Source organism: Sphingopyxis sp., from assembly GCF_035998965.1.
Lineage (GTDB): Bacteria > Pseudomonadota > Alphaproteobacteria > Sphingomonadales > Sphingomonadaceae > Sphingopyxis.
This window is the reverse complement of the sequence record NZ_DASYHE010000033.1, coordinates 105871-118603: the sequence shown is the minus strand read 5'-3', so window position 1 is coordinate 118603 and position 12733 is coordinate 105871. Positions and strand designations below refer to the sequence as shown.

Here is a 12733-nt window from a genome sequence, read left to right as displayed (position 1 = left end):
TTGGCGATCCAACCGTTCATCGCGGTTCAGCCACGGTTCAGCGGTCGAGCTTCAGTTTGATGATATTGTGTTACATCGCGGGAGTGAGATGATGCGAAGCCGGTTGATGACAAGCGTGACGATGGTCGCGGTGCTGGCGTCCGCGCCCGGGCCGATGCCCTTTCCAACGGCGCACGCCAGGTCGGTTGCGGGTCAGGGCTTCTGCCGCACCGCCGATCCGCTGCCGCGCCTTGAACCTGAAGTTCAGCCGCAACAGCAGCAATGGGACCGTGGCGCGAAAACCGAGGGCGGCGGAAAGCGTGATCGTGAGGCCGTTGCCATGGCATCCGAACCCGCACCGCCACCGCCGCCGCCGCCGCCGCCGCCTCCAGCGCCACCGCCACCGGTCATGACGCCTCCCGTCTATGTCGATGCGAGCGGCACCGCGGACGTGGTCGTCACTGGTTCGCGAATTGGGTCTTCGACATCAGAGTTGCCAAGAGCAGAGCCAACGACCGCATTGTCGGACTCAGAACGGTCGGCGGCCCCACCGGTGCCGGGGTCGTCTGACGCCCGCGTTTTGCCGCCGCGACGCCCGGATCCAAGGCCGCGACCGCAACCCCAGTCGGGTATCCTGACCGCGGGCGAGCATGACGATCTGCTCAATCCCGAGTTGTACGCCGCCTATGTGAACCGCAGCGGCGACTTGGGGCAGGAGGTGCGCAGCCTGCCGCGCGTCGATACAACAAGGGTGGTGACGGTGAAGGTTGCCGACCGCAATGGCCAGCCGATCCCCTTTGCCGACGTCGTCGTGACGTGCAGCGATGGCAACAGCATCACCATGGCGACGCAGGCTGACGGCAGCGCGGTATTCTTTCCGGGGCTTGACCGACTTAGCGAACGGATTACCGTAACCGCGCGCAAGGCGGGGCGGACGATTGCCGATGCCCGCCCAGTGCTGGTCGCCAATGCGGCGGGTGGCCAACTGGTCGGCCTCACCGCCAATCAGGGGGCCATCAAGGTCAGCAAGCTGGACCTGATGCTCGTCGTCGATACGACGGGCAGCATGGGTGACGAGATCAACTATTTGCAGTCTGAACTGCGCTCGATCATCAGCGCGATCACCGCCAAGCACCGCGATCTCGACATTCGCATCGGCTTCGTCTTCTACCGCGATCTGGGCGACGAATATGTCACGCGCACGGTCGCGTTCGATCGTGATATCGGGCGGGTGCAAGGCGCGCTCGCACGCCAGAGCGCCAACGGCGGCGGCGATTATCCCGAGGCAATGGATCAGGCGATGATCCGGGCGGTTGGGCAGGATTGGCGTCCCGACGCGGTAAAGTCGCTGTTGCTGGTGGCCGACGCGCCGCCGCATGACGACAAGTTCGGGCGGACTTGGCAAGCCGCAGAGGCGGCGCGCGCCAAACGCATCCACATCACCCCGGTTGCGGCATCGGGGGTGGCCGACAAGGCCGAATATGCAATGCGGGCGATGGCGGCGGCAACCCAGTCGCGCTACCTGTTCTTGACCGACGACAGCGGCGTTGGCAATCCGCATGCGCCGCCGGCGATCGATTGTTATCTGGTCACGAAGCTCGACGCGCTGGTGCGCCGCGTGATCGACAGCCAGATCAGTGGCCGCCGCATCGAGCCCGAGGACCAGGAAATCATCCGCAGCGTCGGCAAATATGATGCGGGAAAATGCGTCCTGCCCGCCGACTTCAAATGGCAGGCGGGGTGACGGTTTGATCCTGATGGCGGTCGTTCCGATAATCTCTTGACGGAAGGACGGCACGCCCGCCACCCTCGCACACAGGCATGCGAGGGGGGATATCGATCCATGCAAATTGATGCGAGCCTGCTGGGTCCGACTCTGCGACGAAGCTGGGATACGGCGGCCGCCATGCCGGGCACTGTCCTGGTCGGCTGGCTGGCGACCGCCGTCGCAGGGGTTGCTTCGGACGTTGCCTTTGAGCGGATGGGCGACGCGGCAAGTTTCGTCCTGATCGTCTATGGCATTTTGATCACATTCGTTCAGGTGTGGATTACCCGGGAAGCCTTTGAACAGGTCGGGGTTACGCCCGCCCTGCCGGTCGTCAATTCGTTGAGCGTCTATTTGCAGGGTCTGTTGATCGGGCTTGGAGTGGTGCTGGGGCTCGTCCTTTTCATCTTGCCGGGGTTCTACGTTTTTGCGCGGTGGTACCTCGCGAGCGCGCTGCTGGTGCGTGATGGCGGTGGGCGCCGGGCTGCGATGCGGCAGAGCTGGGATATGCTGGCGGCTCACTGGCCTGCGGCGCTGGGCGTCGGTTTGATCCTTGGCGTGCTGTCTGTCGCGCCACTGGTGGTGGGGGAGGTGGCTCCGGCGCTCGTCGCCGAATATGGGTTTGGATGGTTGCTCGCGACCAACCTTGTCGCAGCGGCGGGGATCGTGGGTGGCTATCTGGCAGCGGTGAGCCTGTTGCTGAACATCGAACAACCCGCTCCCGCCTTGCAAGAAATTTTCGGTTGACGCGGCGCGCGGCGACGCCACCCTCACGCGTACGTACGTAAGGGACAGCAAGGACTAAGGTTTTTCATGCAGTTGGTAATTGTGGAATCGCCCGCAAAGGCGAAGACGATCGAGAAATATCTGGGGCGCGATTTCAAGGTGCTCGCCTCCTATGGCCATGTCCGCGACCTGCCGCCCAAGGATGGATCGGTCGATCCCGACGACGGCTTTGCGATGCAGTGGCTGCTGTACCCCGACAAGGCGAAGCGGATGAAGGAAATCCAGGACGCCGCCAAGGGCGCTGACCGCCTGATCCTCGCGACCGACCCTGATCGCGAGGGCGAGGCGATCAGTTGGCATGTGCAGGAATTGCTGCGCAGCAAAAAGGCGTTGCCGGCATCGGTTGATCGGGTGACGTTCAACGCGATTACCAAGGATGCGGTGCTGACCGCGATGGCGGCACCGCGCGCGCTCGACGAGGATCTGATCGACGCCTATCGCGCCCGCCGCGCGCTCGATTATCTGGTCGGCTTTACCTTGTCGCCGGTGCTTTGGCGCAAGCTGCCCGGTGCCAAATCGGCCGGGCGCGTCCAGTCGGTGACGCTGCGCATGATCGTCGAGCGCGAGCGCGAGATCGAGGCTTTTGTTGCGCAGCAATATTGGTCGATCACCGGGCTGTTCGAAATGTCGGGAACGCCGTTCAAGGCGCGGCTCGCGCGCTGGCGCGGCGACAAGATCGAACGGCTGACGATCACCAACGAAGCCGATGCACGCGCTGCCGAGGCCGATGTAAAAGCGGGCCATTTCACTGTCGATGTGGTCGAGACCAAGCCGCTGACGCGTAACCCGCCGCCGCCGTTCACGACCTCGACCCTACAGCAGGAAGCGGCACGCAAGCTCGGCTTCTCGGCCAGCCACACGATGCGGATCGCGCAGGGTCTGTATGAAGACGGCGCGATTACGTACATGCGGACCGACGGCGTCCAGATGGACGGCAGCGCGATCAGCGCGGCGCGGAAAGCAATCGCGAACCGCTACGACGGCGGCTATGTTCCCGATCAGCCGCGGCAATATCAGACCAAGGCCAAGAATGCGCAGGAAGCGCATGAGGCGATCCGTCCGACCGATTTTTCGAAGGACAAGGTCGGCGGCGGCGACCATGCGCGGCTGTACGAGCTGATCTGGAAGCGCGCGATGGCGAGCCAGATGGCGTCGGCACGGCTTGAGCGCACCAGCATCGACCTGACCGACGGCACCGGCAAGACGATGCTGCGCGCGACGGGTCAGGTGATCAAATTCCCCGGCTTCCTCGCGCTCTATGACGAAGGCCGAGACGACAGCGAGGACGAGGACGCGCGCCTGCTGCCCTCGATGGCCAAGGGGGACGCGCCAGCCAAGACCGGCGTCGAGACCGAAAGCCACGAAACGCAGCCGCCGCCGCGCTATTCGGAAGCAAGCTTGGTCAAAAAGATGGAAGAGCTCGGCATCGGGCGCCCGTCGACCTATGCGTCGATTCTTCAGGTGCTGAAGGACCGCGAATATGTGACGGTCGAGAAGAACCGGTTCATGCCCGAGGAAAGCGGGAGGCTACTCACCGCTTTCCTTGAACGCTTCTTCACCCGCTATGTGCAATATGAATATACCGCCGGGCTTGAGGAAGAGCTTGACGATGTGTCGGGCGGCCGCGCGCAGTGGCAGGCGGTGCTTGAGCGTTTCTGGCGCGATTTCAAACCGCGCACCGGCGAGGTGATGGAGCAAAAGCCGTCGGAGATCACCGCGGAACTCGACATATTTCTCGGCCCCTATCTCTTCCCGGACAAGGGCGACGGCAGCGACCCGCGCATCTGCCCCAATTGCGGCACCGGCAAGCTGGCGCTGCGCGGCGGCAAATTCGGGCCGTTCATCGCGTGCAGCAATTATCCCGACTGCAAATATACGCGCAAATTTGCGCAGCCCGGCGGCAGCGACGGCGCCGACACCGGCCCCGAGACGATGGGTAATGATCCCGACAGCGGGCTGGAAGTCACCAAGCGCAGCGGCCGCTTCGGGCCGTACATCCAGCTCGGTGACGGCAAGGAGGCGAAACGCTCGTCGATCCCCAAGGACATTCCTGTGGAGGATTTCAACCTCGACTATGCGCTGCGGCTGCTCAGCCTGCCGCGCGAGGTCGGGACGCATCCCGAAAGCGGTAAGGTGATCATGGCGGGGCTGGGGCGTTACGGTCCCTATCTGCTCCACGACGGCAAATATGCGAAGCTGACGGGCACCGCCGAAATCTTTGACATTGGCATGAACGCCGCGGTTGTCCGTATCGCGGAAGCGGCGGCGGGTGGCGGGCGCGGGCGGACCAAGGCCGAGCCGCTCAACACCTTCGGCCCGCATCCGACCAGCGGCGGTGAGATGAAGCTGATGGAGGGGCGCTTTGGCCCTTATGTCACCGACGGTACGACCAATGCCACGCTGCCCAAGTCGATGGAGCCCGCCGCCTTGACGCTGGAAGAAGCGATCGCATTGATCGATGCGCGCGCCGCGAAGGGACCGGCGAAGGGGAAGAAGAAGGCGGCGCCGAAGAAGGCGGCGCCGAAGAAGGCTGCGGCGAAGAAGAAAGCTCCGGCGAAGAAGGCCGCGGCGACGGAATAGACCGCCGACAAATATCGTCATCCCGGCGCGGGCCGGGATCTCACCGGTGCATTATGAAGCGAGGGTGAGATCCCGGCCTGCGCCGGGATGACGAGGCGGGGTGGACGTGATAGCATGACGCATCCGGGGAGACATGCCATGCGCTACTTGCTTGCCGCCGTCCTGCTCACCATCTCCTCAGCGGTGTCGCAACCAGCCGCGGCGCAGCAGGCGGGCCGCCTGATCTCGGCCGAACCGATCGTCGACACGCCAGCCGGAGTGCAAGCGTGGCGCGTTCGCTATTGGACCACCAACCAATATGGTCAGCCGCTTGCCGTAACCGGCATCGTTGCTGCGCCGCGTGAGGCGATCCCGCCGCGTCCGCGCCGCGTCATTGCCTGGACCCACGGTGCGTGGGGTGTCGCCGAAAAATGTGCGCCGTCGCTCAGCCCGAATTTCTTCTCCGCAACCGCCGGGATCGATGCAGTCAGCCGCGGCTATGTTGTCGTCGCGCCCGACTATGTCGGTCTCGCCAGCCCGACGATGCACCCGTTCCTTGTCGGTCCTGATACCGCGCATTCCGTGCTCGACGGGGTGCGGGCGGCGCGCGAGATTTCGGGTGCTGCGGCGGGCAGCGACTTTGCCGTGTGGGGCGAATCGCAGGGCGGGCATGCCGCGCTGTGGACCGCGACTGCCGCGCGATCCTACGCCCCCGACCTGACCCTCGTCGCCACCGCCGCGGCGGCGCCGCCCACTGACCTCGCCGCCAATCTGCGCGAGGGTAGCGACAAGAATGCCCGCGCGTTGCTGCTGTCCTTCACGCTGCATAGCTGGTCGACCCTCTACGGTTTCTCGATGGACGGCGTCGCAAACCGCACCAACCAAGGCATCATCACCCGGCTGGCGCAGAATAATTGCGTCAGCCTCGACAAGAAGCCCAAGCTAGGCACAATACTCGGCATATTGACCATCGTCCGCGCGACGAAGAACAAGGATATTGCCAAGATCGAACCCTTCGGCAGCTTCGCGCGCGGCAACAGCGTTGATGCGGCGCGCGTGCCGGGACCGCTGTTGATCGCGCAGAGCCGCAACGACACGATCGTCGCGCCATCTGTGACACGCAAGTTTGCGAAAGCCGCGTGTCGCCGCGGAACCGGCATTCGCTGGATCGATATGACCGGCGACCATGGCAACAGCGCCCGCGAAAGCGCGCAGGAAACGATCGGCTGGATCACCGCCCGCTTCGACGGCAACTCAGAGCCGAACGATTGCCGGCAGATTTAGGCTATTTCGGTAAAGGCAATGATGGATCTTTTGCGTTCCACCAATATTTTGTGATCGGAGGAGGGCGACTTTGAAAACGCCCCGCCTGTCGCGCTTCGACAACGATCATGTCGAGAATTTTGCTGTCCTCTACTGGTAGGAAGTCGTGGACGCGCCACCCTGCGTTGCGAGTTCCAGTTCCTTCGACGGGAACTAGGAACATGCGTGCAAACGCAACGCCTACGGGCGGGAGGCGTCGGGCGCCGCAGCCCATGCTCGGACGCACGAGCAGCATCTCATATTCGGGGTCGGAACGACTGATCACATATTCCCGTTGGTCCGGGTTTCCAATGAAGACTTCGCTAGCCCGGATAACTTCTGGTTGCTTACCCTTAGCATCGACTGAGCGGACGATTTCACCGCTGATCAATACACCCTTGGCGGCAACCTCACTGACCATTTCGTCGATCGGAGGCGGCGCGAGGGAGCAAGCCCGCGCCGGTGATGGGGCCACTGTCGCAATGAGCAACAAGCACGTAAGCCATCTCAACATAGAGCCACTCCATCCGCCGCGTGTGCCGTCGTGGTACTAGGCGTGTCGTGCGGCAGATATGACATCGATCACTTGGTGGCCCTTTAGTATCAATCCACCCAATCAAGCCCCATGTCGCGATAGACGCCGCGATCCTCATCCCAGTTCGCCTTGACCTTCACGTGCAGGAACAAGTGGACCGGGCGTCCCAGCAATTCAGCAAGCTCGGCGCGGGCCTTGCTGCCGATGTCCTTGATCCGCTCGCCCTTGTGACCGAGGATGATCGCGCGCTGGTTGTCGCGCGCGACCAGGATCTGCTGGTGGATTTCGGCGCTGCCGTCCTTGCGCGTCGTGAATTTCTCGGTCTCGACGGTCGACTGGTAGGGCAGCTCCTCATGGAGCTGGCGAAAGAGCTGCTCGCGGGTGATCTCAGCGGCGAGCATGCGTTCGGGGGCGTCACTGACCTCGTCTTCGGGGAAGTGCCACGGCCCTTCGGGCATCAGCTTTGCGAGCGTTGCCTTGAGGTCAGGAACGCCGTCCCCGGTGCTCGCCGAGACGAAGAAGGTTTCGTCGAATCTGACGCGCTCGTTGAGCGTCGTCGCGGTCGTCAGCAGCTTGTCCTTGCGGGTCAGATCGACCTTGTTGAGAACGAGCAACTTCCTTTCGGGCCGTCCCTCGATCCCCTGCAGCACGCGCTCGGCGCGTTCGCCGAGCTTTGCCGCGGCGTCGATCATCACCAGAATGGCTTCGGCCTGGTCGAGGCTGTTCCACGCCGCCGCGACCATCGCGCGGTCGAGGCGGCGGGTGGGGGCGAAGATGCCGGGGGTGTCGATCAGCACGATCTGCGTCTCGCCGTCCATCGCGACGCCCATCAGGCGGGTGCGCGTTGTCTGCGCCTTGGGGCTGACGATCGCGACCTTCTGCCCAACGAGCGCGTTGACGATCGTCGATTTGCCCGCGTTGGGAGCGCCGACGACGGCGACAAATCCGCAGCGGTGGGTCATAATTTCATTCCTTCGAGTTCGGCGAGCAGCGCCGTCGCGGCGGCCTTTTCGGCCGCCTGTTTGCTGGTGCCTTCGGCCTCGGCGCGGGCAAGTTTGCCGATGCTGACCGCGACACGAAAGCGCGGCGCATGGTCCGGGCCTTCACGTGCTACGATTTCATATTCGGGCGGGCGGCGTTTGCGCGCCAGCGCCCATTCCTGCAGCGCCGCTTTAGGGTGCTTGGGTGCCTCGGCCTGTCCGTCGATCATGTCGCCCCAATTGGAGAGGACGAAGGCACGGGCGGCGTCGATACCTTGATCGAGATAGAGCGCGCCGATCAGCGCCTCGATCGCGTCGGCGGCGATATTGTCGCTGTAACGGCCACCGTCATTGCGCGCCTGCGCGCCAAAGCGGATCAGGTCGGTGAGGTTCAATCGCTGGGCAATCGCGGCGCAGGTCGCGCCCGACGCCAGCACATGCAGCCGCGACGACATCTCGCCCTCGCTGGCGGTCGGATAGCGCGTGTAAAGTTCGGACGCGATGACGAGGCCGAGCACGCGGTCGCCCAGAAACTCCAGCCGCTGGTAATCGGCGCGCCCGGTGCTGCCGTGGGTCAGCGCCAGTTCGTACAGCGTCAGATCGTCCGGGGTGCTGCCGAGGATTTCGGCGAGCGCCCCGGTGTCGAGCTTATCCGTCAAAAACCGTCCCCGATGCGGCTCCAGCGCGCCGCGGTGAACCAGCTGATCGGGTTGATCCAGCTTGCCGATCCGTCGGTCGAGAACATGCCGACCAACGCCTTGCCGACCAGATTTTCCTCGGGCACCAGGCCGATGCCCTGGTTTTCCATCGCCGGGAAACGGCTGTCGGCGCTGCGATCGCGGTTGTCGCCCATCATGAACAAATGGCCGTCGGGGACGACGATGAGCGGGGTATTGTCTTCGGGGATGTTGGCGATGTCGAGGATCGCGTAGCTTTTGCCGCTGGGCAGCGTTTCGCGAAATTGCTTGTAGCGGCACTGGCGCTGGCCGTCGGCGGCGACTTCCTCAAATTCCATCGCGTAACAGGGCAGGGTGCCCATCGCGCGCGATGCTTCGACCATGTTCGCGGTCACCGGGATGACGAAATCGGGCATGGCTTCGCGCTTCAGCGGCTTGCCGTTGAGCCAGACGATGCCGTCCTTTACCTGCACGCTGTCGCCCGGCAAACCGATGACGCGCTTGATGTAATCATTGTCGGCGCTCGGCGGTGCCTTGAACACCGCGACGTCGCCGCGTTCGGGCGTGCGCGCGAAAACGCGGCCAGGGATCAGCGGCACGCTGAACGGCAGGCTGTATTTCGAATAGCCATAGGCCATCTTGTTCACGAGCAGATAGTCGCCGATCAGCAGCCGCGGCTGCATCGATTCCGATGGAATGTTGAACGGCGACAGGAAAAAACTGCGGAAAATCAGCACCGCAATCGCTAGCAGTGCGAGGAAGCGGATGGTGTCGACCGCCTCTTCCTTTGCCGACACCGGCGCAGGGGTCGGCGCGGAGGGAGCGGGCTGGCTGGCGGGTGCGTTATCGGCGGTAAAGCTGGCTTCGGTCATGCCGCGGCATTGGCGATGAATAGGTTGCCACGTCAAGCAAATATCGGCGGATGACGCTGGCGCTACGAGTGCTGCGGACCTATGGACTGAGCCATTATTCATCCCGTTCGCATCGAGCGAAGTCGAGATGCCCATCGGCGGAGCGTGGCTTCAGGGTGTCTCGACTTCGCTCGACACGAACGGAGAGCGAGGGAAGCCCTTACGATGACCACCGCCGACCAAGCCTGGCAGGCGCTCGCCCACTGGCAGCCGCAGAAAATCACCGATCTGGTCAGCGCCGATCCGGACGCGCAGTTGCGGGCGCTGGTGCGCAGCGTGGCGAACATCCGCTTCGATTTTGCCAAGACGCATCTGGATCACGCGGCGGTAGCGATCCTGTCGGACCTCGGCGCAGCGCAGGATTTCGACGGGCGGCGCAAGACGCTGTTTTCGGGCGGCATCTCCAATCCCACCGAGAACCGCGCCGCCGAGCATAGCGCCGAACGCGGCGATGGCGCGCCCGACTCGGTTCACCGCGCGCAGGCGCTGCACCAGCGGATGCGGATGATGATCGATGCGATCGAGGCGGGCGCGTTTGGCGAGATTCGCCATCTGCTGCACATCGGCATCGGAGGATCGGCGCTCGGCCCCGATTTGCTCGTCGATGCGCTGGGGCGCCAAAGCAACCGCTATGATGTCGCGGTAGTGTCGAACGTCGATGGCGCCGCGCTTGATGAGGTGTTCGCCAAGTTCAGCCCCGAACATACGCTGGTCGCGGTCGCGTCGAAAACCTTCACGACCACCGAAACGCTGATGAACGCCAATTCGGCGCTGCAATGGCTTGATGAGGCGGGAGTCGACGATCCGCTCGGCCGCTTCATCGCGCTCACCGCAATGCCCGAACGCGCCATCGAATGGGGCATCGACGAGACGCGCATCCTGCCGTTCAACGAGAGCGTCGGCGGGCGCTATTCTTTATGGTCGTCGATCGGCTTTCCTGCCGCGCTGGCGCTCGGCTGGGATGCGTTCGAAGATATGCTCGAAGGCGCCGCGGAGATGGACCGCCATTTCCGGCTCGCTAATGGCGCCGACAATATCTGCCTGCTCGCGGCCTTTGTCGATCAGCTCTACGCCAACCGGCTGGGGTGCCAGACGCGCGCGGTGTTTGCCTATGACGAGCGGCTGCGGCTGTTGCCCAGCTATCTGCAACAGCTGGAGATGGAATCGAACGGCAAATCGGTGACCTTCGATGGCAAGCCGCTGCCGCAGCATAGCGCGCCGATCACCTGGGGCGGGGTCGGCACTGACGCGCAACATGCGGTGTTCCAGTTGCTCCATCAGGGGACGAACTTGGTCCCGGTCGAATTTGTCGTCGCGCGCGAGCCCGACCATCTCCTCGATGAAGCGCATCATGAAACGCTGGTCGCCAACTGCATCGCGCAAGGCGCCGCGCTGATGACCGGACGCAAGAGCGACGACGGCGCGCGCAATTATCCGGGCGACCGTCCGTCGACGACGATCCTGCTCGATCAGGTGACCCCGCACGCGCTGGGCGCGCTGATCGCCTTTTACGAGCATCGCGTGTTCGCCAATGCGGTGCTGCTGGGCATCAACCCGTTCGACCAGTTCGGGGTCGAGCTGGGCAAGGAAATGGCGAAGGGGTTGGCCGAGGGAACGGCCGATTTCGACCCGGCGACGCAGGCGCTGATGGCGGCGGCGCTGGGCGAATGAGACCGCGCCACTGTCTGTAATGGCAAAAATCGATTGGCATCGCGCCGCCGCGTAACCACATAGGCGCCGGCTGCGAATGCCAGCCAATTCTATTTCAGGGGTCTCCCAAATGAGCAATTTCGACTTCGACCTGTTTGTCATCGGTGCCGGGTCGGGCGGGGTCCGCGCCTCGCGCGTCGCCGCTTCGCATGGCGCGCGCGTCGCGGTGGCAGAGGAGCATCGGGTCGGCGGCACCTGCGTCATCCGCGGCTGCGTGCCCAAGAAATTGCTCGTCTACGGCGCGCATTTTGCCGAAGATCTGAAGGATGCGCGCCATTTTGGCTGGGACGTCCCCGACTGCAAATTCGACTGGGATCGGCTGCGTGATAATGTGCTGGCAGAGGTCACCCGGCTCGAAGGGCTGTACGGTCAGACGCTGGAAAATCACAAGGTCACGCTTTTCAAAACGCGCGCGACGATTGTTGGCCCGCAAAAGGTACGGCTGGCCGACGGACAGGAAATCACCGCCGAACGCATCCTGATCGCGACGGGCGGCTGGCCCTTTGTCCCCGAATTCCCGGGCAGCGAACATGCGATCACCTCGAACGAAGTGTTCCATCTCGACAAGCTGCCAGAGCGCGTCGTGATCGCGGGCGGCGGCTATATCGCCAACGAGTTCGCTGGCATCTTCAACGAATTCGGCAGCAAGGTGACGATCGTCAATCGCGGCGACACGATCCTGCGCGGCTATGATGAGCAGATCCGCGACCGGCTGCTGCAGATTTCGATGACCAAGGGCATCGAATTCCGCTTCAACGCGCCGTTCGAGTCGATCGAGAGGAAGGAAGACGGTTCGTTGACCGTCCATTTGGGCAACACCGACCCGATCGACGCCGACATCGTGCTCGTCGCGGCGGGCCGAGTTCCGAATACCAAGGGGCTGGGGCTAGAAGACATCGGAGTCGAACTCGACAAGGAAGGCGCGATCAAGGTTGACGAGACCAACCAGTCGTCGGTGCCGAGCATCTATGCCGTCGGCGATGTCACCAACCGCATCCAGCTGACCCCCGTCGCCATCCGCGAGGGGCAGGCCTTTGCCGACAGCGTGTTCGGCGGCAAGCCGACCGTGGTCGATTACGCTAATGTCCCGAGTGCGGTGTTCAGCCACCCGCCGATCGGCGCGGTCGGGATGACCGAGGCCGAGGCGCGCAACAAGCTGGGTACCGTCCGCGTGTACACGAGCGATTTCCGTGCGATGAAAAACGTCCTCGCGGGCCGCAACGAGCGCGCATTGTACAAGATGATCGTCAACGAAGCGACCGATCAGGTCGTCGGGTTGCACATGATCGGGCCTGATGCGCCGGAGATTTTGCAGGCGGCGGCGGTTGCGGTGAAGGCGGGGCTGACCAAGGCCGATTTCGACGCGACGGTGGCTTTGCATCCGAGCATGGCCGAAGAGCTGGTGTTGCTCAAATAGTCTATCGCAGACTGTTTTTTCCCGTTCGTGTCGAGCGAAGTCGAGACACGCCGAGTTCGCGCACGACGTCACGTGTCTCGACTTCGCTCGACACGAACGGACTTTGGGGCGG

10 protein-coding genes are annotated in these 12733 nt (G+C 63.6%); 6 read left to right on the top strand and 4 right to left on the bottom strand.

From position 1 onward, the window contains the following. Positions 1-91: 91 nt before the first annotated feature. The 4 genes from VGN68_RS04910 (at position 92) to VGN68_RS04895 (ending at position 6373) form a co-directional block, all read left to right on the top strand. Entirely contained in the window at positions 92-1723 is a 1632-nt protein-coding gene (locus VGN68_RS04910; protein ID WP_327474435.1) for a vWA domain-containing protein, read from the top strand. A 162-nt stretch (positions 1724-1885) separates the two neighbouring features. Next, positions 1886-2491 (top strand): hypothetical protein, encoded by a 606-nt coding sequence (locus VGN68_RS04905; RefSeq protein WP_327474433.1) that lies wholly within the window; start codon positions 1886-1888, stop codon positions 2489-2491. A 66-nt stretch (positions 2492-2557) separates the two neighbouring features. Next, entirely contained in the window at positions 2558-5110 is a 2553-nt protein-coding gene (gene topA, locus VGN68_RS04900) for a type I DNA topoisomerase (RefSeq protein WP_327474431.1), read from the top strand. Between the two features lie 138 nt (positions 5111-5248). After that, entirely contained in the window at positions 5249-6373 is a 1125-nt protein-coding gene (locus tag VGN68_RS04895; protein ID WP_327474429.1) for a lipase family protein, read from the top strand. A 1-nt stretch (position 6374) separates the two neighbouring features. Here VGN68_RS04895 and VGN68_RS04890 read toward each other — a convergent pair whose 3' ends face one another. The 4 genes from VGN68_RS04890 to lepB all read right to left on the bottom strand — a co-directional run bounded on the left by VGN68_RS04890 (position 6375) and on the right by lepB (position 9380). Continuing rightward, on the bottom strand, positions 6375-6812 hold the full coding sequence (locus VGN68_RS04890) for a hypothetical protein (RefSeq protein ID WP_327474427.1): 438 nt from the start codon (positions 6810-6812) through the stop codon (positions 6375-6377). A 182-nt stretch (positions 6813-6994) separates the two neighbouring features. After that, positions 6995-7888 carry a GTPase Era gene (era, locus tag VGN68_RS04885; protein ID WP_327474425.1) on the bottom strand — a complete coding sequence of 298 codons (894 nt, stop codon included), beginning with the start codon at positions 7886-7888 and terminating at the stop codon, positions 6995-6997. Beyond that, a complete protein-coding gene (rnc, locus tag VGN68_RS04880; RefSeq protein WP_327474423.1) occupies positions 7885-8565 on the bottom strand; it encodes a ribonuclease III in 681 nt (226 codons plus the stop codon). Before rnc ends, era begins: the two co-directional genes overlap by 4 nt. Continuing rightward, a complete protein-coding gene (lepB, locus tag VGN68_RS04875) occupies positions 8562-9380 on the bottom strand; it encodes a signal peptidase I (RefSeq protein ID WP_327474476.1) in 819 nt (272 codons plus the stop codon). The genes rnc and lepB overlap by 4 nt, the downstream gene beginning before the upstream one ends. 279 nt (positions 9381-9659) lie before the next feature. Here lepB and pgi point away from each other — a divergent pair, with 279 nt between their 5' ends. Continuing rightward, positions 9660-11165: a glucose-6-phosphate isomerase gene (gene pgi, locus VGN68_RS04870; RefSeq protein WP_327474421.1), complete on the top strand. Its 1506-nt coding sequence runs from the start codon at positions 9660-9662 to the stop codon at positions 11163-11165. A 109-nt stretch (positions 11166-11274) separates the two neighbouring features. Continuing rightward, positions 11275-12621 carry a glutathione-disulfide reductase gene (gor, locus tag VGN68_RS04865; RefSeq protein WP_327474419.1) on the top strand — a complete coding sequence of 449 codons (1347 nt, stop codon included), beginning with the start codon at positions 11275-11277 and terminating at the stop codon, positions 12619-12621. Positions 12622-12733 lie beyond the last annotated feature (112 nt).